The sequence below is a fragment of the Plantibacter sp. MDV22-iso1 genome (assembly GCF_058408345.1).
Genome location: NZ_JBZVDY010000003.1, coordinates 137,896 through 162,790, shown reverse-complemented (window position 1 = coordinate 162,790; position 24,895 = coordinate 137,896). Strand labels below are relative to the sequence as shown.

Annotated in this window: 23 protein-coding genes; 15 read left to right on the top strand and 8 right to left on the bottom strand. The window is 70.4% G+C overall.

Translation table 11 applies throughout. The features are described from left to right. Positions 1–24: 24 nt before the first annotated feature. Both AC4PMY_RS15635 and gabT read right to left on the bottom strand, forming a co-directional pair. On the bottom strand, positions 25–1,029 hold the full coding sequence (locus AC4PMY_RS15635; protein WP_064295329.1) for an asparaginase: 1,005 nt from the start codon (positions 1,027–1,029) through the stop codon (positions 25–27). Beyond that, positions 1,026–2,399 (bottom strand): 4-aminobutyrate--2-oxoglutarate transaminase, encoded by a 1,374-nt coding sequence (gabT, locus tag AC4PMY_RS15630; RefSeq protein WP_064295330.1) that lies wholly within the window; start codon positions 2,397–2,399, stop codon positions 1,026–1,028. Before gabT ends, AC4PMY_RS15635 begins: the two co-directional genes overlap by 4 nt. Before the next feature lie 82 nt (positions 2,400–2,481). Between gabT and AC4PMY_RS15625 the strand changes: the two genes are divergently transcribed. Next, the gene (locus AC4PMY_RS15625; RefSeq protein ID WP_139205495.1) at positions 2,482–2,964 is read left to right on the top strand and encodes an OsmC family protein; all 483 of its coding nucleotides are present in this window, start codon (positions 2,482–2,484) and stop codon (positions 2,962–2,964) included. Between the two features lie 21 nt (positions 2,965–2,985). On the opposite strand, the gene AC4PMY_RS15620 is transcribed toward AC4PMY_RS15625, so the two are convergent. Continuing rightward, a complete protein-coding gene (locus tag AC4PMY_RS15620) occupies positions 2,986–3,798 on the bottom strand; it encodes a lysophospholipid acyltransferase family protein (protein WP_491623155.1) in 813 nt (270 codons plus the stop codon). 146 nt (positions 3,799–3,944) lie between these two features. Here AC4PMY_RS15620 and AC4PMY_RS15615 point away from each other — a divergent pair, with 146 nt between their 5' ends. The 7 genes from AC4PMY_RS15615 (at position 3,945) to ispG (ending at position 11,177) form a co-directional block, all read left to right on the top strand. Further along, the gene (locus AC4PMY_RS15615; protein WP_175117792.1) at positions 3,945–4,943 is read left to right on the top strand and encodes an FKBP-type peptidyl-prolyl cis-trans isomerase; all 999 of its coding nucleotides are present in this window, start codon (positions 3,945–3,947) and stop codon (positions 4,941–4,943) included. Positions 4,944–4,978: 35 nt separating this feature from the next. Beyond that, positions 4,979–6,058, top strand: coding sequence for a 1-deoxy-D-xylulose-5-phosphate reductoisomerase (locus AC4PMY_RS15610; protein WP_491623154.1), 1,080 nt, complete (start codon positions 4,979–4,981; stop codon positions 6,056–6,058). 85 nt (positions 6,059–6,143) lie between these two features. Then, complete coding sequence (locus AC4PMY_RS15605; RefSeq protein ID WP_064295333.1) at positions 6,144–7,478, top strand: M50 family metallopeptidase; 1,335 nt, start codon at positions 6,144–6,146, stop codon at positions 7,476–7,478. A 124-nt stretch (positions 7,479–7,602) separates the two neighbouring features. Then, positions 7,603–8,811, top strand: a complete 1,209-nt coding sequence (locus AC4PMY_RS15600) for a sensor histidine kinase (protein ID WP_491623153.1) — start codon at positions 7,603–7,605, stop codon at positions 8,809–8,811. After that, positions 8,808–9,467, top strand: coding sequence for a response regulator transcription factor (locus tag AC4PMY_RS15595; RefSeq protein ID WP_491623152.1), 660 nt, complete (start codon positions 8,808–8,810; stop codon positions 9,465–9,467). The genes AC4PMY_RS15600 and AC4PMY_RS15595 overlap by 4 nt, the downstream gene beginning before the upstream one ends. A 134-nt stretch (positions 9,468–9,601) precedes the next feature. Then, positions 9,602–9,940, top strand: a complete 339-nt coding sequence (locus AC4PMY_RS15590) for an SHOCT domain-containing protein (protein ID WP_491623151.1) — start codon at positions 9,602–9,604, stop codon at positions 9,938–9,940. Between the two features lie 76 nt (positions 9,941–10,016). Beyond that, positions 10,017–11,177: a flavodoxin-dependent (E)-4-hydroxy-3-methylbut-2-enyl-diphosphate synthase gene (gene ispG / locus AC4PMY_RS15585; protein ID WP_064295337.1), complete on the top strand. Its 1,161-nt coding sequence runs from the start codon at positions 10,017–10,019 to the stop codon at positions 11,175–11,177. 45 nt (positions 11,178–11,222) lie between these two features. On the opposite strand, the gene AC4PMY_RS15580 is transcribed toward ispG, so the two are convergent. The 3 genes from AC4PMY_RS15580 to AC4PMY_RS15570 are packed head-to-tail and all read right to left on the bottom strand — an operon-like array spanning position 11,223 to position 14,762. Then, positions 11,223–12,530, bottom strand: coding sequence for a DUF6716 putative glycosyltransferase (locus tag AC4PMY_RS15580; RefSeq protein WP_491623150.1), 1,308 nt, complete (start codon positions 12,528–12,530; stop codon positions 11,223–11,225). 31 nt (positions 12,531–12,561) lie between these two features. Further along, positions 12,562–13,491, bottom strand: a complete 930-nt coding sequence (locus tag AC4PMY_RS15575) for an N-acetylneuraminate synthase family protein (protein WP_082916046.1) — start codon at positions 13,489–13,491, stop codon at positions 12,562–12,564. Beyond that, positions 13,488–14,762 carry a cytidylyltransferase domain-containing protein gene (locus tag AC4PMY_RS15570; RefSeq protein WP_491623149.1) on the bottom strand — a complete coding sequence of 425 codons (1,275 nt, stop codon included), beginning with the start codon at positions 14,760–14,762 and terminating at the stop codon, positions 13,488–13,490. The genes AC4PMY_RS15575 and AC4PMY_RS15570 overlap by 4 nt, the downstream gene beginning before the upstream one ends. Before the next feature lie 198 nt (positions 14,763–14,960). Here AC4PMY_RS15570 and AC4PMY_RS15565 point away from each other — a divergent pair, with 198 nt between their 5' ends. Genes AC4PMY_RS15565 through AC4PMY_RS15535 form a run of 7 tightly spaced genes read left to right on the top strand, consistent with a single transcriptional unit; the run spans position 14,961 to position 22,263 of the window. Beyond that, complete coding sequence (locus tag AC4PMY_RS15565; protein WP_071262349.1) at positions 14,961–15,962, top strand: AAA family ATPase; 1,002 nt, start codon at positions 14,961–14,963, stop codon at positions 15,960–15,962. Between the two features lie 4 nt (positions 15,963–15,966). Beyond that, a complete protein-coding gene (locus tag AC4PMY_RS15560) occupies positions 15,967–16,857 on the top strand; it encodes a DUF58 domain-containing protein (protein ID WP_254773644.1) in 891 nt (296 codons plus the stop codon). Beyond that, a complete protein-coding gene (locus tag AC4PMY_RS15555) occupies positions 16,844–17,311 on the top strand; it encodes a hypothetical protein (RefSeq protein ID WP_064295341.1) in 468 nt (155 codons plus the stop codon). Before AC4PMY_RS15560 ends, AC4PMY_RS15555 begins: the two co-directional genes overlap by 14 nt. Beyond that, complete coding sequence (locus tag AC4PMY_RS15550) at positions 17,302–18,300, top strand: vWA domain-containing protein (protein ID WP_064295342.1); 999 nt, start codon at positions 17,302–17,304, stop codon at positions 18,298–18,300. Before AC4PMY_RS15555 ends, AC4PMY_RS15550 begins: the two co-directional genes overlap by 10 nt. After that, positions 18,297–19,337, top strand: coding sequence for a VWA domain-containing protein (locus tag AC4PMY_RS15545; RefSeq protein WP_491623148.1), 1,041 nt, complete (start codon positions 18,297–18,299; stop codon positions 19,335–19,337). Before AC4PMY_RS15550 ends, AC4PMY_RS15545 begins: the two co-directional genes overlap by 4 nt. Continuing rightward, entirely contained in the window at positions 19,334–20,464 is a 1,131-nt protein-coding gene (locus AC4PMY_RS15540; RefSeq protein ID WP_071262347.1) for a hypothetical protein, read from the top strand. Before AC4PMY_RS15545 ends, AC4PMY_RS15540 begins: the two co-directional genes overlap by 4 nt. 41 nt (positions 20,465–20,505) lie before the next feature. Then, positions 20,506–22,263 carry a proline--tRNA ligase gene (locus tag AC4PMY_RS15535; protein WP_064295345.1) on the top strand — a complete coding sequence of 586 codons (1,758 nt, stop codon included), beginning with the start codon at positions 20,506–20,508 and terminating at the stop codon, positions 22,261–22,263. Positions 22,264–22,310: 47 nt separating this feature from the next. On the opposite strand, the gene AC4PMY_RS15530 is transcribed toward AC4PMY_RS15535, so the two are convergent. Beyond that, complete coding sequence (locus AC4PMY_RS15530; protein WP_491623147.1) at positions 22,311–22,991, bottom strand: response regulator transcription factor; 681 nt, start codon at positions 22,989–22,991, stop codon at positions 22,311–22,313. Then, complete coding sequence (locus AC4PMY_RS15525; RefSeq protein ID WP_071262345.1) at positions 22,988–24,697, bottom strand: sensor histidine kinase; 1,710 nt, start codon at positions 24,695–24,697, stop codon at positions 22,988–22,990. Before AC4PMY_RS15525 ends, AC4PMY_RS15530 begins: the two co-directional genes overlap by 4 nt. Positions 24,698–24,895: the final 198 nt, after the last annotated feature.

Sequence of the window (24,895 nt, the reverse complement as noted above, 5' to 3'; positions counted from 1 at the left end):
GCACCGAGGCTGTCGGCCGGGTGGTCAGACCGCGGTGACGGCGATCCGCCCGACGACGGCGGCTCCACCGTGGATGGCCAGGTCGAGTTCCGGTTCGAGGGCGTCGACGGCGGCCGCATCGAGCGCTCCGACCGAGACGAGCAGCCGGAGGGCGACGATCGTCGAGGCCCGGAGCGAGCCGTCGAGGACCTTCAGCGCGACGGTCGCGCCGCCGGGTGCCGACATGACCATCACGCCTTCCGCCCCGAGCTTCGCGAACAGGCCGAGGCGCTCGATGACGAGCGTGTTCGCCCGCCCCGGTCCGTCGAGTGCCCAGCCGTTGGCGAGCACCGCCGCTGTGAGCAGGCCGGCATTCCGGTACAGGGCGAACGGCGAGGTGGGGGAGGAGTTGACGACGCGTCCGATGCCGCGTGCGAGTCCGGTCAGGGAGATCGCGTAGACCGGCGCCCCGCAGCCGTCGACCCCGCTGGCGGCGGGCTTCTCGCCGGTGAAGCGCTCGACGGTGTCGCGGACGGCGAGCTGCAACGGGTGGTCGGGCTCGAGGTACGTCGCCTGGTCCCACCCGTTCTGCGCGCAGGCGAGCAGCATGGCCGCGTGCTTCCCGGAGCAGTTCATGTACAGGGGGCTCGTGCCGAGGCCGTCCCGGACCAGCTCGTCGCGGGATACGCGATCACCGGGCCAATCGGCCGGGCACTGCAACGCCGAGTCTTCTATCCGGGCCCGGCCGAGCATGCTGCGGACGACCTGGACGTGCTTCCGGGTCCCCGCATGGCTCGCGGTGGCGAGCACTGCCTGAGCGCCCTCGAGGGACACCCCGGCGTTCATGATCGTGATGGCCTGGAAGGGCTTGAGGCACGAACGGGGGAAGACGGGTGCGTCCGGTGCTCCGAGACTCGCGAGCACTTCGCCCTCCGGCCCGAGGACGATCGCCGACCCGGCGTGTCGTGACTCGATGAAGCCGCTGCGCTCGACAACGGCCAACTCCACCGCGTCCGAGACACCGAAGGTCTGGGGGACCGCCGTGCTCACAGTGCTGCGAGCGCCTGATCGATGACCGTCATCGCGTCGGCGATGAGCTCGTCGGAGACCGCGAGGCTCGGGAGGAAGCGGAGGACGTTGCCGTAGGTGCCGGCGGTGAGGACGAGCACGCCCTGCTGCGCGGCGGCTGCGGCGATGGCGCTGACGGCGGCCGGGTTGGGCTCCTTCGTCGTCGAGGCGGTACCCGGCTGGACGAGTTCCATCGCGATCATCGCACCGATGCCGCGGACGTCGCCGATGATGTCGTACTTGCCCTGGAGTTCGAGCAGCGCCGCCGTCAGGGTGGCGCCGATGCGATCCGCTTCGGCCAGCAGGCCACGGGACTCGATCGACTCGAAGACCGCGACCGACGCGGCACACGCGACGGGGTTGCCACCGAAGGTGCCGCCGAGGCCGCCGGGCTGGCTCGCGTCCATGATCTCGGCACGCCCCGTGACCGCAGCGAGCGGCAGACCGCCGGCGATGCCCTTCGCGCTCAGCACGAGGTCGGGGACGAGGCCGAAGTGCGAGCTCGCGAAGTACTCGCCGGTGCGCGCCATGCCGCTCTGGATCTCGTCGGCGATGAACACGACGCCGTTGGCCGTGCACCACTCCTGGAGCGCGGGGAGGTAGCCCTCCGCGGGGACGACGAAACCGCCCTCGCCCTGGATCGGCTCGACCACGAGGCACGCGAGGTCGGTGGCGCCGATGCGCTTCTCGAGGTAGGCGATGGTGCGGGCCGCAGCCGCCGCTCCGGACAGGCCGTCGTGGTATGGGTAGGAGTTGGGGGCGTGGTAGACGTCGCCGGCGAACGGGCCGTAGCCGGTCGCGTACGGGGCGGCCTTGTAGTTCATCGCCATGGTCAGGTTGGTGCGACCGTGGTAGCCGTGGTCGAGCACCGCGACAGCCCGCCGACCGGTGTACTTGCGGGCGATCTTCACGCCGTTCTCGACCGCCTCGGCGCCCGAGTTCACGAGCACCGACTTCTTCGCGAAGTCGCCCGGGGTGTGCTCGGCGAGGAGCTCCGCGACGCGCACGTACTCCTCGTAGGGGGTGATCGTGAACAGGGTGTGCAGGACGTCGGCCGCCTGGTCCTGGACGGCGTCGACCACGGAGGACTCCGTGTGGCCGATGGTGGTGACGCCGATGCCGGCACCGAGGTCGATGAACTGGTTGCCGTCGACGTCGACGACGATGGCGCCGTGCGCGCGCTCGATGTACACCGGGAGGACACTCGACACGCCATCGGACACGACTGCGGTCCGGCGGGCGTGCAGCGCCTGTGAGCGCGGGCCCGGGACGGCCGTCACGATGCGACGCTCCTGCGTCACGCTGGGGGCGGAGGCGGTCGTCTGGTCCGTGGTGTCGAGCGTGTCAGTCATAGTCCTCCAGCGTAGCGCGACCTCCCGACAGCGGGGCCGCGAACGCGGGCCGCGGTGGAGAGGCCAGTGGGATACTGGTGGCATGATCACGGGCCACCACGACTACACCATCGGCGTCCGCTGGGACGGAGACCTCGGGACGGGCACGAGCGGGTACCGGGACTACTCCCGGGAGCTCACGGTGACGGCCGCCGGGAAGCACGACCTCGAGGGCTCGGCCGACAAACCGTTCCGCGGCGACGCAGGTCGGTGGAACCCTGAGGAGCTGCTCCTGGCGGCCCTCGCGCAGTGCCATCTGCTGTCCTACCTGCACGTCGCCGTGACCCTCGGTGTCGTGGTGACGGCCTACACGGACGACGCCGTCGGGACCATGGTCGAGGACGGCGCGGGGAGCGGTGCGTTCACGGAGGTGGTCCTGCGTCCGCAGGTCACGGTCGCTGATGCATCGATGGTCGAGGCGGCGCGAGCCGGGCACGCCCGCGCGAACGAGCTGTGCTTCATCGCCAATTCGGTGAACTTCCCGGTCCGTCATGAGCCGACGATCGTGGTCGCGGCGACCGCCTGAGGAACGGGACGATGCCGCGGCTCAGAGCCGCTCGGGGCGGAAGGCGCGCTTGATGCGCTCGACGGTGTCGGCGGGCGGCGACTCGTTGTAGGCGTTCGCGAGCTCCTGGCCGGTGAGGGCGTGGATCGCCGCCATGATCTCGTCCGTCGCCTTGCGTCTGGCGCGTCCTGAGGTCGCCGGTCCATGGTGGCTCACGTCGATGGGTTCACCGAAGATCACCGTGACCGGTTTGAACTTCGGGATCGTCGTGCCCACCGGCATGAGGTCGTCGGTGCCGATGAGGCCGACCGGGACGACCCTCGCACCCGTGGTGAGTGCCAGCCAGGCGACACCGGTCCTGCCGCGGTACAACCGTCCGTCGAGCGACCGGGTGCCCTCGGGGTAGATGGCGAAGGCCTCCCCGCTCTCGAGGATCCGGCGTCCCTGGTCGAGGGCTTCCTGCGCTGCCTGCCCGACACCACGTTCGACCCCGACAGCGCCGATCGAGGTGAAGAACGTGCGCGAGACCCAGCCCTTCAGGCCGCGTCCGGTGAAGTAGTCGGACTTCGCCAGGAACTGCACCCGGCGTGGGGCGCTGATGGGGATCGCGATGCTGTCGATGAACGAGAGGTGGTTGCTCGCCAGGATGACCGGCCCACGCTTCGGGACGTTCTTCCGGCCGATGATCTTGGGGCGGTAGAGCAGCTTCGCCGTCGTGTTCAGGACGGCTCGTCCGAAGTAGTAGACGACACCGGGTTTCGAGGGCGTGGCCACCGTGTCGTCCGTCGACGGCTCGACGGCGGCCTGGTCGGAAGGTTCCTGGGCGCGTCGCTGCGTCTGCTCCTCATCGGCCATGCGCACGACTGTACCCGCCGACGCATGCGCGACCCGGCATACTGACGCGCGCCGGTGCACCGAGGATGTTCGGCGCGCTGTCAGCCAGCATGGAGCCTGGTGGGTGAGACTGGACCGACCCCTCAGCAACGACCGAAAGTTCCCCTGTGCGCAAGAGCCTCTGCCTTCTGGCCGTCATCGCGTCCCTCGTGTCGCTGACCGCGTGCAGTTCGGCGACGTCGCAGTCGCAAGCGCTGGCCAGCCCGGGGGAGTGCGCCGACACGAGCGCCGGCAAGGCGTCCAAGGCGATCAACGTGAGCGGGGACTTCGGCTCGATCCCGGAGGTCACCTTCGCCAAGGGCACGCTCTCCGCAGACACCACAGAACGCACGATCGTGGCGAAGGGCGACGGCGAGCGGGTCGATCCCGGCGACACGACGTTCGTCGAGATGTCCATCTACAACGCCGTGACCGGTTCGATCGTCGCGCAGACCGCCTACGGCGCCAGCCCGGCCACGGCGATCGTCGTCAATGATCAGAAGTACCTAAAGGGCCTCGTGCGAGCAGTCGAGTGCACGACGGTCGGATCCCGCGTCGCGGCCTTCGTCACGGCGGGCGACGGGTTCGGTTCCGCGGGGTCGAGCGACGGCACGGTCCAGGCCGACCAGCCGCTCGTCGTCGTGGCCGACGTCCTCAGCACGGTGCACAGCGACGCCAAGGCGGACGGCGTCCCGCAGGAGCCCGTCGCCGGGATGCCGGCGGTCGAGCTCGACACCGCCGGACGACCCACGGTCACCATCCCCGAGGAACCCGCTCCGGCCGATCTCCAGGTCGCGGTGCTCAAGCAGGGCGACGGCGCGGTGGTGCAGCCCGACGCCGAGGTCATCATCAACTACCAGGGTGTGAACTGGCGGACCGGCGAGGTCTTCGACGAGAGCTGGGGCAACGGGCCGACCAACTTCCAGCTGTCCGCCGTGGTGAAGGGCTTCTCGAGCGCCATCGCCGGCCAGCACATCGGTTCGCAGGTCATCGCCGTCATCCCGCCCGACCTCGGGTACGGGCCGAGCGGCGGCAACAGCCAGGCGGGTATCGAGGCCGACGACACCATCGTGTTCGTCATCGACATCCTCGATGCGAGCAGCACCACGGCTCCCGCCGCGGGCTGAGCGGCCGACTCGGTCGCCGACGTAGACTGACCGCCGTGAGACGCGTCATCATCCTCGGATCAACCGGCTCGATCGGCACGCAGGCACTCGACGTCATCCGGGGTGACCGCGACCGCTTCGAGATCGTCGGCCTGACGGCCGGCTCGAACGCCGAGCTCCTCGCCGAGCAGGCCGCGGCCTTCCACGTCGACGACACTGCCCTGGGCGCGGCCGACGCCGAGCGGCTCATCCGCAGTGTCGACGCCGATGTGGTGCTGAACGGCATCACGGGCTCCATCGGGCTCGGCCCGACCCTCGCGGCGCTCGAGACGGGCCGGACGCTCGCGCTCGCGAACAAGGAGTCGCTCATCGTCGGTGGCGACCTCGTGCGGCGGATCGCGGCACCCGGCCAGATCGTGCCAGTCGACTCCGAGCATTCCGCGATCGCCCAGGCCCTCCGTTCCGGCACCGCGACCGAGGTGCGGCGGCTCGTCCTGACCGCCTCGGGAGGACCGTTCCGCGGACGGGACCGCGCATCGCTCGTCGGCGTCACGCCGGCTGAGGCGCTCGCCCACCCCACCTGGGACATGGGTCTCGTCGTCACGACGAACTCGGCGACCCTCGTCAACAAGGGGCTCGAGGTGATCGAGGCGCACCTGCTGTTCGACGTCCCGTACGACCGCATCGAGGTGACGGTCCACCCGCAGTCGATCGTCCACTCGATGGTCGAGTTCATCGACGGTTCCACCATCGCCCAGGCCTCGCCGCCCGACATGCGGCTCCCCATCTCCCTCGGGCTCGACTGGCCCAACCGGGTCGGAGGCGTCGGCGTCCCGCTCGATTGGACCTCGCCCCAGCAGTGGACGTTCGAGCCCCTCGATCACGAGGCCTTCCCCGCCGTGCGACTGGCCAAACTCGTGGGTGGACAGGGTCGCACCTATCCGGCCGTGTTCAACGCCGCGAACGAGGAGGCCGTTGCAGCCTTCCACGCGGGTCGGCTGGGATACCTCGGCATCCTCGACACCGTCAGCGCGGTCGTGGACGACCACGAGGCACCCGAGGGCGAGCTCACCCGGGAGGCGCTCGCGGAGGCGGAGCGCTGGGCGAGGGCTCGCGCGCAGCAGCGCATCGGTTGACCTGCCCGTTCATCGTCGGAAGCTTCCGAGCGGCCGTACAGCCGGCGTGCAGCCGGTGACCCGACCGCGCGAGTAGGGTTACGCCGTGGAATCCGTCCTCCTCTACCTCCTCGGCATCGTGATCGTGCTCGTGGGCCTCATCGTGTCCATCGGGCTGCACGAGGTCGGTCACCTCGTGCCCGCGAAGCTGTTCGGCGTGCGGGTCACCCAGTACATGATCGGCTTCGGTCGCACCATCTGGTCGCGCCGCAAGGGGGAGACCGAGTACGGCGTCAAGATGATCCCGCTCGGCGGCTACATCTCGATGATCGGCATGTTCCCGCCCAAGCAGCCCGGCGGTGCCGCCCGGAACGCCAGCACCGGCTTCTTCGACACGCTGGTCCAGGACGCGCGTGAGGCGAGTGCCGACACGATCGGCGCCGGCGACGAGGAGCGCACCTTCTACCGGCTGCCCGTCTGGAAACGGATCGTCGTCATGCTCGGCGGCCCGTTCATGAACCTCGTCCTCGCCGTCCTGTTCATCGGTATCGCCGTGTCGGGGTTCGGTGTCCCCCAGCAGAGCAGCACGCTGACCTCGGTGTACGAGTGCGTGTTGCCGTCCACGAGCGACCGCCAGAGCTGTGCAGCGGGGGATCCGCAGGGTCCGGCGGCCGCCGCAGGGCTGAAGCCGGGCGACACGATCCTCTCGATCGACGGCACCCCGATCTCCACCTTCGCCGAGATCTCCGCGGCCGTGCAGGATTCGCCGGGCAAGCCGTTGGCCCTCGAGGTCGCCCGCGGTGAGCAGCGACTCGACCTCACCCTGACGCCGTTGCTGCTCGAGCGGGACGTCGTCGACGCCCAGACCGGCAAGATCGTGACGAACGCCGACGGCTCGGCGAAGACCCACGAGGTCGGTTTCGTCGGCATCACCCCGCAGCAGCAGATGGTGGCGCAGCCCGTCACCACGATCCTGCCGACCGTCGGCGACACGATCGCCCGGACCGCCAACATCATCCTGAACCTGCCCCAGCGACTCATCGACGTCGGGCAGGCAGCATTCGGATCCGGTGAGCGCGACCCCAACGGGCCGATGAGCGTCGTGGGCGTCGGACGGGTCGTCGGCGAGGTGGTCAGCCTCGACGAGATCCCCGTCGCGTCGAAGGCGGCGACCGTGTTCGGCATCCTCGGGTCGCTCAACGTCGCGCTCTTCGTCTTCAACCTCATCCCTCTGCTGCCCCTCGACGGCGGGCACGTCGCAGCAGCGCTCTGGGAGGCGATCCGTCGCCGCTTCGCGAAGATCTTCGGACGTCGCGATCCGGGACCGGTGGACGCGGCGAAACTCATCCCGCTCACTTTCGGCGTCGTGATCGTCCTCGGCGGCATGAGCGCGCTCCTCGTGTACGCCGACATCGTCAAGCCGGTCAACCTCTTCGGCTAGCCGTCGCCAGGGGCCGCTCGTCGCCGGCACGACCCTCCCGCTGCGTGCTGGTACTCCCCGGGGAGTACCAGCGTGGCTCCGATCGGCCGATTCGGTGGGCCCACGTCGCGAGTAGCATGCAGGAATGTCAACGCGAGAAGCGGGTCCGGCGCCCTGGATGGTGCACGACGAGCGGCGACCCGACCGCGCTGCGTGGCGTCTCTGGGCGCCGGTCGTCGTGTCCCTCCTGGTGCAGGTGCCGGCGACCGCCGTCGTCGCCTTCCACGGCGCCTTCGGACCAGGTGCCGGCGGTTCGGAGTGGTCTCGGGCTTCGGCCGTCCTGCTGGCCCTCGCCGGAGCGCTCTGCCTGCTCGCAGCGCGGCGGGCGCCCGGCCCGTCGGTCGCAGCCGTCGCTGTCCTGTCGAGCGCTTCCATGCTCGCCGGTCCGAGCTGGGGTCCTCCTGCCGTCGCCCTGGCCTTCGCAGCCGGTTCAGGCGTCGCCCGTGGCGCTCGCGGCTGGACGTACTCCTCGCTGGTGCTCGGGTGGGTGCTCTCCTTGACCGGTGCACGCACGCTCGGCTCGGAGCTGTCGGGTTTCCGCGTCGTGACCACGACGGTCCTCGTCATCGTCGCGCTCCTCGTCGCGGAGGGTCTCCGCAGTCGACGCGAGCAGCTCGACGAGTACCGGAGGCGTCAGGGGGAGCGACGAGCGTCCGCGGCGCAAGAGGAGCGCGTGCGCATCGCACGAGAGCTGCACGACGTCGTCGCGCATTCCCTCGCGCAGATCACGGTCCAGGCGGGGATGGGACTCCACCTCATGGACACCCAGCCCGAACGCGCACGCGAAGCGCTGACGAACATCAAGGACGCCAGTAAGACGTCCTTGGACGAGGTGCGTGGACTCCTCGACGTCCTCCGCGGCGGCGACACCGCTTCGGACCCGGCGACCGGCGCGCCGAGGCGACCCGGGCCGGATCTCGAGGCACTGCCCGTCCTCGTCCAGTCCCTCCGAGACCAGGGCGTCGACGCGGTGCTCGAGCAGCGCCTCGTCTCCACGCCCGGCGCGGCCGTGCAGCAGGCGCTGTACCGGATCGCGCAGGAGAGCGTCACGAACGTCCTCCGGCACGCGCAGGCCGGACGGGTGTCCGTCGAGCTCGTCGAGGTCGACGGCACCTACCGCCTGCTCGTGGAGGACGACGGAGTCGGTGCCCCACCCGGGCCCGCGGAGCACGGCAACGGCCTCCTCGGCATGACCGAGCGCGCCGAACTCCTCGGCGGCAGCCTCGAGACCGGGCGGAGTCCGCTCGGCGGCTTCCGCGTCACGGCCCGGGTGCCGGTCCGAGGCGTCGCGTGATCCGCGTGGTCGTCGCCGACGACCAGGCACTCATCCGCGGCGGGTTCCGCGCCCTCCTCGACGCGGAGCCCGACATCGCGGTCGTGGGTGAGGCGGCCGGTGGCGACGAGGCGCTCGCCGTCGTCCGTCGGGAACGGCCGGACGTGGTCCTCATGGACATCAGGATGCCCGGAGGCGACGGCCTGGCCGCCACCGAGGCCATCGTCGCTGATCCGACGCTCGAGGCCACCCGCATCATCGTCGTCACCACCTTCGAACTCGACGAGTACGTCGCGCAGGCGATCCGGGCAGGTGCGAGCGGCTTCCTCGTGAAGGACACCGAGCCGGCCGAGCTCATCCGGGCCGTCCGTGTGGTCGCGTCGGGTGACGCCCTGCTGTCGCCCGGGGTCACGAGGCGCCTGCTCACCCAGGTCGCCGGAGCGATCGCCGCGCCGCTCGACGACGCCGTGATCGCCGGGCTCACGGAGCGCGAACGCGAGGTGCTGGGTCTGGTCGGACGCGGACTCACCAACGAGGAGATCGGAGGGGCGCTGTTCCTCAGCCCGCTCACGGCGAAGACCCACGTGTCGCGCATCATGTCGAAGCTCGCCGCGCGCGACCGGGTCCGCCTCGTCGTCATCGCCTACGAGACCGGGCTCGTCAGTCCCGGCGTCTGACCGCCGGGTGGCCGTACTCCCGGGGGAGTGCGGTGATCCGTCCCGTCGTCGGATGCCCTCGGCCACCATCCGGAGGAGGCTCGGGGTCGTGATGCGGACGACGGTGGTCGTCCGCCCGACGAACGGAGTCCTCCATGTCCACCTCCCTGATCGTGCTCGCCGTGACCGTCATGCATCCCGGCGGTCCCGGGCCGGGCTTCCACCTCCTCTGGCTGCTGCTCATCCCCGCGTTCTGGATCGCCGTGATCGTCCTCGTCGTCGCGCTGGTCGGTCGGCGGTGGCGTCGCCGAGCCTGGTCCGGAGCGTCCCCGGACGGCCACCAGGGCCCGCCGTGGGCCTGGCGTCAGGACGGGTCCCGGAGCGCCGAGCAGACGCTCGCCGAGCGCTTCGCCCAGGGCGACATCGACGAGGTCGAGTACCGGGAACGGCTCGGCGTCCTGCGAGCGAATCGCGAGGCACCACCCGCCCGTTGACCGTGGATCGCGACGTCCCAGCAGGCATTCAGCTCACGGGGAGCCTGCGGGGCGTCGCGCGCGTAAGCTGAGGCTCGTGGTAGCTATCAATCTGGGTCTTCCGTCGGTTCCCGAGACGCTCAGCCCGCGGCGCAAGTCGCGACAGATCAAGGTCGGCAAGGTGCTCGTCGGCGGCGACGCCCCGGTGAGCGTCCAGTCGATGACGACGACCCAGACGACCAACATCAACGCGACCCTCCAGCAGATCGCCGAGCTCACGGCCTCCGGCTGCGACATCGTCCGCGTGGCCGTCCCGACCCGCGACGACGCCGAGGTGCTGCCGATCATCGCGAAGAAGAGTCAGATCCCGGTGATCGCCGACATCCACTTCCAGCCCGCCTACGTCTACGCCGCGATCGACGCGGGGTGCGCGGCCGTCCGGGTCAATCCCGGCAACATCCGGAAGTTCGACGACCAGGTCGGCGAGATCGCCCGGCGCGCGAAAGCCGCCGGCGTCTCCCTCCGCATCGGCGTCAACGCCGGGTCCCTCGACCCGCGGTTGCTGCAGAAGTACGGCAAGGCGACCCCCGAAGCGCTCGTCGAGAGCGCCGTCTGGGAGGCGAGCCTCTTCGAGGAGCACGACTTCCACGACTTCAAGATCTCCGTCAAGCACAACGACCCGGTCGTCATGGTGAAGGCCTACCGGCTGCTCGCCGAGCGCGGTGACTGGCCCCTGCACCTCGGCGTGACGGAGGCAGGTCCTTCCTTCCAGGGAACCATCAAGAGCGCGACCGCGTTCGGCATCCTGCTCTCCGAGGGCATCGGCGACACCATCCGTGTCTCGCTCTCCGCGCCGCCGGCGGAGGAGATCAAGGTCGGGCTGCAGATCCTGCAGTCGCTGAACCTCCGCGAGCGCAAGCTCGAGATCGTCTCCTGCCCGAGCTGCGGGCGCGCCCAGGTCGACGTCTACAAGCTCGCGAACGACGTGACCGACGGCCTCGAGGGGATGAGCGTCCCCCTGCGGGTCGCCGTCATGGGCTGCGTCGTGAACGGCCCCGGAGAGGCCCGTGAGGCCGACCTCGGCGTCGCGAGCGGCAACGGCAAGGGCCAGATCTTCGTCAAGGGCGAGGTCATCAAGACGGTGCCGGAGTCGGAGATCGTCGCGACGCTCATCCAGGAGGCCAACCGTCTCGCGGCCGAGATGCCCGCCGACGACACCTCCACGGGTGCTCCGGTGGTGACGGTCGGCTCCAACTGAGTCCGGAGCGCCGCCCGACCGGTCTCCGGTCGAGCGGCGCTCACGTCAGCGGGCCGTGCGGTGACGAGCCCCGTGCGGAGCGCGCACCGGCGTCTCCGTCTCGATCGGCGCGAGCCTGCGGGAGGGGATCGGTCGGCGCTCGGCCGGCTGGACGCCGCGAGCGCGCCGGACCAGGCGACGAGCGATCTGCAGTGGCCGCCCGATGACGAAGGCGACCGTGCCCAGCGCGCTCGTGTCGGCCCGCCCGAACGCGCGACGACGCTCCCAACCGGTGCGCAGCATGCCGCCGCGACTCTGTCGTGCCCGAGGACGGATCGGCAGGGTCCCGAGGTCACGCGCGGCGAACGCCTCCTCCGATCGCTGGATCCAGTCGTCCTCCGGGGCGGGGTGGAAGTAGTTCTGCTGCAGCCAGCCCGGGTTCGGGTGCCGGAACCGGGCGGCCATGAGGTCGTCTTTGGAGGCAAGCAGCCCGCTGCCCTCGAAGACGGTGTTGATGAGCGCCGGGTCCACACCGAAGTCGTCGAGCAGGATGACCGGCACCCCGGCCGCGATGGCCTCGATCGCTGCGGTGGAACTCACCGTGACGAGCCCGGTCGCGTGGCCGAGGTGGACCGCCATCGAACCGGTGGCGACCCGGAGGTTGTCGGGTGTCGGCCCGGTGAGGAGGGTGTCGAAGGGGTAGTGCTCGTGATGGGTCTGCGGGTCGCCGGCGAGGCCGCGCACCTTGATCACGACGTCGAGGTCGCGGTGCCGGATCGCGAGGGTCCGCAGCCAGGAGAGGATCCGGAGCCGGTCGCCGCGGTCGGCCGGGACGGTGGCCTGAGCGGCGAAGACGACCCGGGTACGCGGGGCGGGCTCGGCCGGTGGCTCGGTCGCCGGGTCCGTCAGGAACGGCAGGGTCGCGAGCGCGAACGCCGGCTCGACCCCGTGCGTCAGCGCGAGTTCACGGTAGGCGGCGACCTCGCGGTGGCTGTGCAGGACGAAGACGTCTGCCTGCGCACGGAGGAAGATCCCCTTCCACTTCGCCGGGATGGAGATGCCGGGGAGACCGGTGAGGAGGACCGGGCGGGTGGCGCGGCCGAGCGCGAGGAGTTCCGAGATGACGACCTCGGCGACCGGCCCCCGCGTGGAGACGAACACGCCGTCCGGCTGCTCGGTCCGGATGAGGTCGACGAGTCGTCGGAGCGACAGGCGACGGACGGTCCGACCCTCGAACGCCGTGTGGAGCAGGGCGATGTCCACCTGCCGGTCCGTGGCGGACACGTCGCTCTCGATGAGGACGAGGTCGACGTCCCAGCCGGTCGCGCGGGAGAGGGTGGCGGCGCCCCACTTCACGAAGGAGTCGGAGTCCACCACCCCGATCACCCGACGTCGGGGCCCATGATCAGGCATCGACCCTGCGCAGCTTCGCGAGTGGGGCGAGTTCGCCGGGGAAGATGCGCTTGACGCCGTCACCCATGGCGGTCTCGATGACCCTGATGTCGCGGACGAGGTTGGAGAAACCGTGCGGTTCGAGCGACGCGGCGTGGTCCGAGCCCCACATGGCACGGTCGAGCGTGATGTGGCGTTCCACCATCATGGCTCCGAGGGCGACCGCGGCGAGGGAGATCTGCAGACCGGTCTCGTGGCCGGAGTACCCGATGGGCACACCGGGGTACCGGGCGGCGAGGCTGTCGATCATCCGGAGGTTCGCCTCTTCGGCGGGCAAGGGGTAGGTGGAGGTCGCGTGGAGGATGACCAGCGGCGAGCCCCGGAGGATCTCGACGGCGCGATCGATCTGCTCGAGCGTCGACATGCCGGTCGAGAGGATGATCGGCTTCCCGGTCGCGGCGAGACGGGTGAGGAGGCCCGAGTCGGTCACCGAGGCGGACGCGACCTTGTGGGCGCTGACGCCCAGGTCCTCGAGGAAGTCGACCGACGGTTCGTCCCACGGGGAGGCGAACCAGCTGAGGCCGCGCAGGGTGGCGTGGTCGCCGATCTCGATGTACTGCTCACGGTCGAACTCGACCCGGTAGCGGTAGTCGAGGTAGCTCATCTCACCCCACGGCGTCTGCCGCGGGACGTCGCGCATGTGCGTCGGCGTGGAGATCTCCGGCGTGCGCTTTTGGAATTTGACGGCCTGTGCGCCGGCGTCGGCGGCCACGTCGATGAGTCGTTTCGCGAGCTCCACGTCGCCGTTGTGGTTGAGACCGATCTCCCCGATGACGTACGCGGGAGCGCCGCCGCCGACGGGGATGCCGTCGATGCGCACGGGAGACGGCTGCGTCCGGCCGTCGAGGTCGGTGGTGTCGTTCGCGTCCTGGTGGATGCTCATGGTCGTGCTCCGTTCGATTGCAGCGTGGACAGCTTCGGGGGGTCGAGGGCCGCGCGTGCGCGTGCGGCGAGGACGAGGTCGGCGAGTTCGCGGACGGCGCCGTCGCCGCCTCGGCGTTCCAGGACGAGCCGGGAGACGGCACGCGCCTCCGGGTGCGCATCGGCGACGACGACCGGCCAGCCGACGATCTCGAGTGCCGGGATGTCGTTGACGTCGTTGCCGAGGTAGGCGATGCGGTCGAGTGGGACGCCCTTCGTCGCGGCCCAGTCGCGGAGCGCGGTCGCCTTGTCGGCGGAGCCGTACACGACGTCGACGCCGAGTTTGGCCGCGCGAGCGGCGACGATCGGGACCCGCTCGGTCGACAGGATCAGGAACGGCAGTCCGGCCTCGCGCAGCAGACGGACGCCGAGGCCGTCACCGCGATGGACGCTCACCCGTTCGACCCCGTCGGCGTCGATGCTGGCACGGTCGTCGGTGTGGACCCCGTCGAAGTCGGTGACGACGGCGTCGACGTCGAGGTGGTGCTCGGAACGCTCCGAGCCCGACGGGATGCCCAGCTGGCGTTCGGCGAGTCCGGCGATCGCCTCGGCGACGAGCAGATCCTCCGGTTCGTCGATGTCGAGCGCGGCGAAGGACCTGGTGACGGCCGGCGCGATCCGGCCGAAGAAGCGGTGCCCGGCTGCGAGGAAGCCGTCCGTGTCGAAGACGTAGAACGAGCCGGTCTCGCGGTACTGCGGGGCGCGGTCCTGCCGCCGGGGACGCTCGCGGTGGTCGTGGCCGATCCCTCGGGCACCCTTCGTCTTCTCCGTCCAGAGGAATCCGTGGTCGAGCACCGCGGCGAAGACGGAGTCCGCCCGCCCGGAGGAGACCAGGGCGACGGCGTCGTCGAGTGCCTCCACGTCGAGGAAGGGCGACGTCGCCTGCGCGAACACCGTCACGGGGGTCAGCTCGCCGCGCTCCGCGAGGACGCCGAGCGCGTGGAGGAGCGCGGCCTCGGAGGAGGTGCTGTCCTCGGCGAGTTCGGCCGGCCGGTCGATGACCTCGGCACCGGCGGCGACGGCGGCGGCGGCGAGGTCCGGGTGATCGGTCGTGACGACCACGCGCGAGACGCCACCCGACCGCAGCAGTCCTTCGACCGACCGTGCGATGAGGGTGCTCCCGCGGACCGTCCTGAGGTTCTTGCGGTGGATCCCCTTCGAACCGCCCCTGACCGGGACGATCGCCGTCGCGCCGTCGGTCTCCGGGTGCCTCCCGTGCGCTGCAGATGTCATCGATCCACGGTAGGAAGCGGCGGTGGACGCGAGGGGGACGGTGGGCGAACGGCTCCCGACGCCCTGGTGGCCATCCGGTGGCCGAGGAGCCCGGGCTCCGGATCTTCACACGTAGACTGTTCGGACCGCCGGGTTCCACCAGGCGGATCCGCGTTCGACGGTCATCCGTCCGGACCGCCAGCCTCGCCAGGGAGACCAGTGACCGTGACGCCGAGCACCCCCATCGCGCCAGCCGAGCTGCAACGGGCCCGCAGCATCCTCTCCGAGATCGTCGGTGCCTACGACGCGAAGGTGGTCGGTCAGCAGGGCCTGCGCACCACCCTGCTCGCGGCACTCGTCTCGGGCGGACACGTCCTGCTCGAGAGTGTCCCAGGACTCGCGAAGACGACCGCGGCGGAATCGATCGCCCAAGCGGTGAACGCGTCGTTCAAACGCATCCAGTGCACCCCCGACCTGTTGCCGAGCGACATCATCGGCACACAGATCTACGACGCCCGCACCGGTGCGTTCCAGACCCAGCTCGGTCCCGTGCACGCGAACTTCGTGCTCCTCGACGAGGTCAACCGGTCGAGCGCGAAGACCCAGAGCGCGATGCTCGAGGCGATGCAGGAACGCCAGACCTCCATCGGCGGCACGCACTATCCGTTGCCGAAGCCGTTCTTCGTGCTCGCCACGCAGAACCCCATCGAGCAGGAGGGCACGTACCACCTGCCCGAGGCGCAGCTCGACCGCTTCCTCCTCAAAGAGGTGCTCGACTACCCGACGATCGGCGAGGAGGCCGAGATCGTCCGTCGGGTGAACTCCGGGCTCTACGAGACCGACCAGGATCGCCCGGGGGTGAGCCTCGAGGACGTCCTGTTCCTGCAGACCCTCGCCAAGCGGGTCTACCTCGACGCGTCGATCCTCAACTACATCGTCCAGACGGTCTACGTGACCCGCCATGCGAGCGACTACCTGCCGCCGAAGCTCGCGAGCTACATCGAGTACGGGGCGAGCCCGCGTGCCAGCATCGCGTTCAGCACCGTCGCGCGGGCGCTCGCGATCCTCGCCGGGCGGGACCACGTCATCCCGGAGGATGTCAAGGGCTACCGCCACCAGGTGCTGCGGCACCGCATCATCCTGAACTTCGAAGCCGCGGCCGACGACGTCTCGCCCGAGACGATCATCGACGCCGTCTTCGGAGCGGTCCAGGCACCGTAGGCCCGTGTCAGCCCCGCTGCTCCACCGGGTGAAGTCCAAACTCTTCATCCACGCCCACCGCCGCGTGCGGGGGATGCTCGACGGCGAGTACCGCTCGGTGTTCCAGGGCAGGAGCCTCGACTTCGACGACCTCCGCGAGTACACGCCGGGCGACGAGATCAAGGACATCGACTGGAAGGCGACAGCCCGACACGGCGCTCCACTCGTGAAGCGCTACATCGCCACGCGGAAACACCAGGTGCTGTTCGTCGTCGACACGGGTCGTGATCTCGCGGCGCTCGCCGAGGGCGGGAGCACCAAACGCGAGGTCGCCATCCTCGCGGTCGGCATCCTGGGGTACCTCGCGATCCGGCACGGTGACCTCGTCGGTCTCGTCGCCGGTGACGCCGCCGCACCGGAACTCGTCCGACCCGCCGGCACCGAATCGGCACTCGAACGCCTGCTGCAGCACATCGACCGGCGTGCATCGCTCGCGGCGCCCCAGAGCGATCTCGACGAGTTGCTCGGTTACGCGGCACGGTCGGTCAAGCAGCGCTGTCTGCTCGTAATCGTCTCGGACGACGAGGAGATCGCGCCGAAGCGGTCGGAGATCCTCCGTCGCCTGCACGTCCAGCACGAGGTGCTCTGGATCTCGGTCGGGGACGCCGACCTCATGCGGGCCGAGTACACCGGTCGCTCGATGGTCGACGTCGCCGACGAGCGGTCCCTGCCGGCCTTCATCCGGTCGGACGACGCGCTCCGTCGCGAGTTCACCGAGGCCGTCGCCAGCGCGACCGCCCGCCACCTCGATCAGCTCGAGGAGCTCGGTATCAGCGGCCAGCGCGTGACCGGCGCCGACGACGTCGTCCCCGTCCTCTTCCACCTCCTCGAGGCCCACCGACATGCCCGGCGATAACGGCTACTACGCACCGGTCCAGTACACGCTGCTCTGGCCGGTGCTCGGACTCGTGCTCATCGCGCTCGTGATCGGGTGGTACGTCTGGATGCTCGCCCACGTGCGCCGTCGCGCGCGCGGGAGCGCTCCGCGCCCTGCTCCGCAGCCGTCGCCGACCGTCCTGCGCGATCGCTACCTCGCGCTCATCGGCGAGATCGAGCGCGAGCACGGGGACGGCGCCCTGAGCACGCGGCGCGCCCACCAACGGCTCGGCGCGATCCTCCGGATGTACGCGCACGAGTCCAGCGGCGTCCGTGCCCAGGTCATGACGCTCGCAGACCTCGATCGCGCAGGACTCGCGCCACTCAGTCGTGCCGTTTCGGCCTACTACCCGGTCGAGTTCCGCGAGGCCGAGACGGGTAGCGTCGCCGAGGCGGCCATGCTCGCGCGCCAGGTGGTGACGACGTGGAGCTGATCTACTGGTGGATGCCGCTCGTCTGGCTCCTCGCCGTGGCCGCGGTGGTCGCCGCCGTCGTCCTCGTGGCCCGTACCGGGCGGCGCCGGAGGGTGAACGCCGAGCCCCTGTGGGTCGCGCACTCCGAACGGCTCACCGCACTCCCCGGATACCGTCGCGCGCTGTCGCGGTACCGGCGCCTCATCATCGCGACGATCGCCGCGCTGGGGGTGCTGCTGCTCGCCGGCATGGCCCTCGGGTCCCGCGTGGTGAGCACGACGGTGTTCCAGCCCGAACTGCGCAACCGCGACATCGTGCTCTGCCTCGACGTGTCCGGGTCGATGACGGAGTACGACGCCGCGCTGGTCGGGGTGTTCGAGAAGCTCGTGCAGCGGTTCGACGGTGAGCGGATCGCCCTGGTGCTGTTCAACGCGTCCGCGACCACGTACTTCCCGCTGACGAGCGACTACGACTACGTGGCGGCGCAGCTCGACCACCTCGTCGAGGACCTCACCTCGCCGGAGAGCGACTACGAGTACTGGAACGGCACCGATCTCGGGAACGGGTCGTCCCTCATCGGCGACGGTCTCGGGTCCTGCGTCATGCGGTTCGACCAGGTCGGCGAGGAACGGTCGCGCTCGATCGTGCTCGCGACCGACAACTACGTCGCCGGCGAGCCGATCCTCACGCTCAAGGAGGCCGGCGCCTATGCGAAGGCGCAGGACGTGACGGTGTACGGGATCAACCCCGGCGACGTCTCCAGCAAGGACTACCTCGACGACCTCGCCGCGGAGATGGACGAGGTCGTGACGTCCACCGGCGGGGACTACTACGCGCTCGCCGACCCCGGCGCGGTCGGCGGCATCGTCCAGCAGATCACGGCTGAGCAGACGAAGACGCTGAAGGGCGCCAAACAGCTCGTGCAGGTCGACGAGCCGTTCGTGTTCGTGCTGGCGGCGTTCGGCGGCCTCGCGGCGCTCATGCTGCTCGCCTGGAGGTTGCGCCGATGACCATCAACCCCGTTCTGCCGACTTGGGCCATCGCCGTGCTCGGCACCGTCCTCGCGGCCTTCGCCGTCTGGCAGTTCCTCGCCGGGGTGCGGCGGCCAGGAGCCTGGCACTGGATCGCCCGACTGGCCATGGTCGTCGTGCTCGTGATCATCGCCCTCCGACCGACCATCCCCGGCAACCATCGCCCGCCGTCCGCGATGGGCGACCTCGACGTCTACTTCGTCGTGGACACGACGAGCTCGATGGCCGCCGAGGACTGGCCGGACGGGACCGCGTCGGGGACGGACGAGAACGGGGCCCCGAAACCGCCGACCCGACTCGACGGGGCGAAGGCCGACATCACCGGCATCGCCGACCGGCTGGCCGGTGCGCGCTACGCGCTCGTGACGTTCGACGCCGTGGCCGTCCAGCGCATGCCCCTCACGACGGACGCGACGGCGCTCCGGTCGGCCGCGGAGGCGATGACGCAGGAGATCACCACCTACTCCCGCGGCAGCAGCATCGACGCGCCGGTGGAGTTCATGACCACGCTGCTGACCCAGGCCGAGGAGCAGGAACCGGGTCGGAACCGGATCATGTTCTACCTCGGTGACGGCGAGCAGACGAGTGGCGCGGCGCCCGGGTCGTTCGAGAGCATCGCACCGCTCATCGGCGGCGGTGGCGTGCTCGGCTACGGGACCGAGGCCGGCGGGACCATGCGCGAGTTCTCGGGATACCAGGACGGCAGCGTCCGCTACATCCAGGACTACTCGACCGGTGAGCCCGCCGTGTCCCGGCTGGATCCGGGCGCGCTCGAGACGATCGCGTCGCAGCTCGGCGTCGAAGCGGAGATCAGGACCCCGGGTGCGTCGCTCGACGACGCGCTCGACGGCCTCGCCGTCGGCGGCGTCACCGTCGAGGACGAGGTGGACATCCGGCGTACCGATGAGCTGTACTGGGTGTTCGCGCTCGGGTTCGGTGTGCTGCTCCTCACCGAGCTCCCCGGCCTGGTCGGCGCGCTGGGCGAGCTCCGACGGACGAAGGGTGGGCGGGCATGACCCTCTTCGACGACCGGACCCGGACCGACCGGGCCGACGACGCGCCGCGCAGCCCGGAGCCACGGCCACGGTTCGAGGAACCGCGGCGTCCGCCGCTGGCCCCGGCCGAGGTCACCCGGTTGCGCCGTCGGCTGTTCTGGTGGTCCCTTCCGCTGGTCCTCGTCGCCCTCGTCGTCGGGGTCAAGTTCGTGAGTCTGCCGGTCGTCGCGCAGTCGGCGATCGCCGAGTATCGCGCCGAGGACTACTCCGGGGCGCAGTTGAGCGCGGGGCACCTCTTCACGGCGAACGTCGTCGAGCCGTGGATCGCCTGGTTCGACCGGGGCACCGCAGCCGCGGCCGGACAGGACTGGGTGCAGGGGACCGACGACCTCGGGAAGGCGCTCGAGCTCGCGCCGACGGAGGAGACCGCCTGCATCGTCCGGGTCAACCTGGCGCGCGCGTACGAGACCCAGGCCGACGAGTACGTGAAGGGCCAGTTCTTCCAGGGCGCCATCAACCTCTACGACACCGCGAAGCGCATCGTCGACGAGGGCGAGGGCTGCTTCGAGGGGGAGTCCCAGGAGCAGAACGAGGACCAGCAGGACCAGCAGGACCAGGGTGGCCAGGGGGATGAGGGCGATCAAGGTGGTCAGGGCGGTCAAGACGACCAGGGCGACCAGGGTGAGCAAGGGGAGCAGGGTGACCAAGGCGGCCAGGGGGATCAGGGCGACCAAGGCGGCCAGGGTGACCAAGGGGACCCGGGCGACCAAGGGGATCAGGGCGACCAAGGGAACCAAGGCGGCCAGGGCGATCAGGGCGGCACCGGGCAGCAGCCCGACGTGATCGATCCGAAGGGCACGCCCGGTGAGAACCTGCAGGACACCGGCGATCGCATCGACCGCAAACGTCAGGATGCGACCGACCAGCGCGACCGGTCCGGCGGGCAGGGCCAGCAGGATCCTTCGAACGGGGGACAGGGCGACGGCGACGCGAGCGGCTCGAGCGGCACCGGGGACAGCGAGGTCGACGGGAAGGTCGACAAGTTGAAGGACGCCGGCCAGGACGCCCAGCAGGACAAGTCGACCGAGGACGCCAAGAACCGCGGTCGGAACAACGACAACGGGAACTTCGCCGATCGCCCCTGGTAGCGGTTCCGGGCTGCCTGCGTGTGACGGACTAGCATGGACAGGTGGTTACGCGCCTTTCGAATTACTTCCTCCGTACGCTCCGTGAAGACCCTTCCGACGCGGAGGTGACGAGTCACCGCCTGCTGGTGCGGGCGGGGTACATCCGACGCCAGGCGCCGGGCGTCTTCGCCTGGTTGCCGCTCGGGTTGCGGGTGAAGAACAAGATCGAGGCCATCGTCCGCGAGGAGATGGCGAACGCCGGCGCGTTCGAGGTGCACTTCCCCGCGCTCTTGCCGCGCGAGCCCTACGAGGTCACCGGCCGGTGGGAGGAGTACGGTGACGCCCTCTTCCGCCTGCACGACCGCAAGGGTGCCGACTACCTGCTGGCGCCGACACACGAGGAGGTCTTCACCCTGCTCGTGAAAGACCTGTACTCCTCCTACAAGGACCTGCCCCTGTCGATCTACCAGATCCAGGACAAGTACCGCGACGAGGCCCGTCCCCGGGCAGGCCTCCTGCGCGGTCGTGAGTTCACGATGAAGGACGCCTACTCGTTCGACGTGTCCGACGCCGGGCTCGACGCGAGCTACCAGGCGCAGCGCGACGCCTACGAGCGCATCTTCACGCGGCTCGGCCTCGAGTACGAGATCGTGCAGGCCGACGCCGGCGCGATGGGCGGTTCGCGCAGCGAGGAGTTCCTGCACCCCACCGCGGTCGGTGAGGACACCTTCGTGCGTTCGGCCGGCGGGTACGCAGCCAACGTCGAGGCCTACACCACCGAGGTCCCGGAGGCCCGCCCCGTCGAGGGTCTGGCACCCGCGACGGTCTTCGACTCGCCGAACACCCCGACGATCTCGACGCTCGTCGACCTCGCCAACGAGCGGCACCCGCGCGACGACGGACGGGCCTGGACTGCCGCCGACACCCTCAAGAACGTCGTGCTGGCACTGCGGCACCTCGACGGCACGCGCGAGATGGTCGTCATCGGCCTGCCGGGCGACCGCGACGTCGACCTCAAGCGCGTCGAGGTGGCCTTCAGCCCCGCGGAGGTGGAGGCCGCGACCGAAGCGGACTTCGCCGCGAACGCCGGGCTCGTCAAGGGCTACATCGGACCGTGGTCCCCGCAGGGGCCCGTCCTCGGCGAGGAGTCGGCGACGGAGATCCGGTACTTCCTCGACCCCCGGGTCGTCGACGGCACCGAGTGGATCACCGGTGCGAACGTCGATCAGCAGCACGTCTTCGGCCTTGTCGCCGGGCGGGACTTCACCGCCGACGGCTTCGTCGAGGCGGCGGAGGTCCGCGCCGGTGACCCCGCGCCCGACGGCTCCGGACCGGTCGAGCTCGCTCGGGGCATGGAGATCGGGCACGTCTTCCAGCTCGGGCGCAAGTACGCCGAGGCGCTCGGACTGAAGGTGCTCGACGAGAACGGCAAGCTCGTCACGGTGACCATGGGCTCCTACGGCATCGGGATCACGCGCATCCTCGCGATCATCGCCGAGGGCAACAACGACGAGCGCGGTCTCATCTGGCCGAAGGCCGTCGCCCCGTTCGACGTGCACGTCGTCGCAGCAGGACGCGACGCGGCGATCTTCGAGGTGGCCGAGGAACTCGTCGCCTCCCTCGAGGCGAGCGGGAAGGACGTCCTCTACGACGACCGCACCGGCAAGGTGTCCCCGGGCGTCAAGTTCGGCGACGCCGAGCTGATCGGCGTGCCCGTCGTGGTGGTCGTCGGTCGCGAGGCCACCGAGGGCTTCGTCGAGCTCTGGGACCGGGCCGCCGGCACGAAGGACCGGGTCGCGATCGCCGACCTCGCCCTCTGAGCCGCGAGAGCGCAGTAGCGGTCGTCATCCGGACGGGATGACGACCGCTACTGCGCTCTCGTGCTGAGGCGGTAGCCGGCCCCGCGGACCGTCGCGATGGCGTCCTTGCCGATTTTGTTCCGGAGATACCGCACGTAGACGTCGACGACGTTCGAACCGGGATCGAAGTCGTAGCCCCAGACCCGGCTGAGGAGCTCCTCACGGCTGAGGATCTGGTCCGGGTGGCGGAAGAACTCCTCGGCGAGGGCGAACTCGCGGGTGGACAGCTCGACCGGCACCCCGTCGACGAGGACGCGTCGTTCGCGCAGCTCGAGCTCCAGGCGACCGACCGACAAGCGTTCCGGGACGGCGGCGGTCGACGCCGGAGCCCGCTCGGCGAGGCGGCGGCGGATCCTGGCCAGGAGCTCCTCGAACCGGAAGGGCTTCGACATGTAGTCGTTCGCCCCGCCGTCGAGGCCCGCGACGAGGTCCCGCGCGGAATCACGGGCGGTCAGGATGATGACGGGGAGCTCGCTGCCGTCGTCGCGCAGCCGTCTGAGCACCTCGAAGCCGTCGACGCCGGGGAGTCCGATGTCGAGGACGAGCAGGTCGAAGTCGCCGCTCTCCGCCAGCTCGACGACCTGCGAGCCGTCGACTGTCACGTCCGCCGTGTGTCCGGCGGCACGCAGGCCCTTGCTCACGAACGCGGAGATCCGCGTCTCGTCCTCGGCGACCAGGATCCGGCTCATGCGTGGTCCTCCGGCGCACTCCGCCGAGCCGAGGTGTCGACGAGGTCCGGGAAGTCGTCCTCAGGGGACGGTGCTCGCGAGCGTGGTGGTTCGTCGTTCGCGGGGCGTGCATCGCCGGGTGTCGGTCCGGCCTGCATCGCCGCGGTCGTCTGCGCCTCAGCGGCATCCTGAGCCGCCTGCGCCTCTCGCAGCGCGATCGCCTGCGCCATCGCGCTGCGGGGGATCGCCGCGGTCTCGTCCGGGTCGAGGTCGAGGTCAGGGTCGGACCCCTCGTCGTCGTCCGCCACCGCGAGCGGCAGTCGGATGCTGAAGAGGGAGCCGGCCTGCCGCGTGTCCTCGACCTCGGCCCATCCGCCGTGTGCTGCGGCGATCGCCTGCACGATCGACAGGCCGAGGCCGGAGCCGGCGACACCCCGTCCACCGCTCACCCGGGTGAACCGGTCGAAGATGCGTTCGCGGAGCGCCTCCGGCACCCCGGGCCCGTCGTCGGCGACGGAGAGCACGAGCGCCGGATCGTCCGACTCGTCGAACCGGCTCGAGATCACGATCGTCGACCCGGCCGGGGAGTACTTCGCGGCGTTGTCCGCGAGCTGCAGCCAGGCCTGGGCCAGGCGCCCGGCGTCGACGTCGGCGGTGAGTGCGGCCTGCTCGCCCAGGGTCCACTCGTGTTCGGGCGAGATCGCCGTGGCCTTCTCGTGGACGGAGGCGGTGAACGCCTCGATGTCGACCGGCTCCCGGTCGAGGGTCGACGCGAGTCCGGCCGTCGAGAGCTCGGTGATGTCGGCGACGAGGGAGCTCATCCGGTCGAGTTCGTCGAGGGCGAGGTCCCGGGTGGCGGCCACCTCCGCGGGGTCGGACGGATCGAGGAGCTCGAGGTGTCCTCGCACGATGGTCAACGGGGTCTTCAGCTCGTGGCCGACGTCGTCGAGCAGTTGGCGTTGACTGGTGAAGGCCTCGTCGAGCCGGTCCAGCATGCCGTTCACGGTCGTGGTGAGCTCCGAGACGTCGTCGCGACCGACGACCGGGATCCGCTCGTCGAGGTCCGACTCGGTGATGCGGGCCGCGGCGTCCCGCAGCAGCCGGATGGGGTGGAGCAGTCCGCCCGCGAGCTGCCAGCCGACGAGGCCGAGCAGGAGCAGGCACACCACGGCGACAACGATCTCGACGGCGAGGATGCCTCGGGACTCCGCGAGTGCCGCGTGCACGTCCGTGGCGATGACGACGTGGGCCGCACTCGGGTCGCCGACGACCTGCACCGGGATGATCGCGTACCGCACGGTGCGGTCACCGGTGGCCTCACCCGTGACGACGCCGCGGGACGCGCGGGCCGTGATGGCGTCGAGCAGCCGCGGGTCGTCGTCCAGCCGGAAGGCGGACGGGGCGCTGGGCGCGACCGTCGAGCCGTCGGCGCGCACGCCGACGGCGGTCTCGTCCTCGGCGAAGATCCAGCGTCGCATCACGGCGTCGACGGCCGCGTCGCTCGTCGCCGGGGCGTCGGCGGAGTCGCCTGAACCGACCACCATGAAGGCGATGAGCTCGGCGCTGTGCTCCAGGCGGGCGTCGATGGTCGCGAGGGTCTGCTGCCGGCCGAGCGTGTAGGTGGAGACGCCCACGAGCGTCATCGCGAGCGTCGTCGCGAGCAGGATCGCGACGAGGATCCTCACCCTCGTGCTCCGCATGACGTTCCGCAGCTCGCCCAAGACCATTGGCCAATCATGTCACCCGCTCCGAGACGCGGTCGAGCCGGGGCGGCACCCCTCGAGGACGCGCGGCCGCTTCCCAGCTGAGTGGATGACGTACCCCTCGGCATCCGGTACCGTAGACAGACGGGTTCGGCAGCACGGCAGCAGCATGCCCGTCGTGCCGCTGCACGTCTTGCCGCGGCACCACCAGTTGAATAGAGG

Coding starts and splice junctions, on each gene's coding strand:
- AC4PMY_RS15600 (WP_491623153.1), top strand. CDS start 7,603: ATGTCAACGCGAGAAGCGGGTCCGGCGCCCTGGATGGTGCACGACGAG.
- gabT (WP_064295330.1), bottom strand. CDS start 2,399: ATGACTGACACGCTCGACACCACGGACCAGACGACCGCCTCCGCCCCC.
- AC4PMY_RS15625 (WP_139205495.1), top strand. CDS start 2,482: ATGATCACGGGCCACCACGACTACACCATCGGCGTCCGCTGGGACGGA.
- AC4PMY_RS15525 (WP_071262345.1), bottom strand. CDS start 24,697: ATGGTCTTGGGCGAGCTGCGGAACGTCATGCGGAGCACGAGGGTGAGG.
- AC4PMY_RS15575 (WP_082916046.1), bottom strand. CDS start 13,491: ATGAGCATCCACCAGGACGCGAACGACACCACCGACCTCGACGGCCGG.
- AC4PMY_RS15530 (WP_491623147.1), bottom strand. CDS start 22,991: ATGAGCCGGATCCTGGTCGCCGAGGACGAGACGCGGATCTCCGCGTTC.
- AC4PMY_RS15590 (WP_491623151.1), top strand. CDS start 9,602: ATGTCCACCTCCCTGATCGTGCTCGCCGTGACCGTCATGCATCCCGGC.
- AC4PMY_RS15620 (WP_491623155.1), bottom strand. CDS start 3,798: ATGGCCGATGAGGAGCAGACGCAGCGACGCGCCCAGGAACCTTCCGAC.
- AC4PMY_RS15540 (WP_071262347.1), top strand. CDS start 19,334: ATGACCCTCTTCGACGACCGGACCCGGACCGACCGGGCCGACGACGCG.
- AC4PMY_RS15555 (WP_064295341.1), top strand. CDS start 16,844: ATGCCCGGCGATAACGGCTACTACGCACCGGTCCAGTACACGCTGCTC.
- AC4PMY_RS15545 (WP_491623148.1), top strand. CDS start 18,297: ATGACCATCAACCCCGTTCTGCCGACTTGGGCCATCGCCGTGCTCGGC.
- AC4PMY_RS15570 (WP_491623149.1), bottom strand. CDS start 14,762: ATGACATCTGCAGCGCACGGGAGGCACCCGGAGACCGACGGCGCGACG.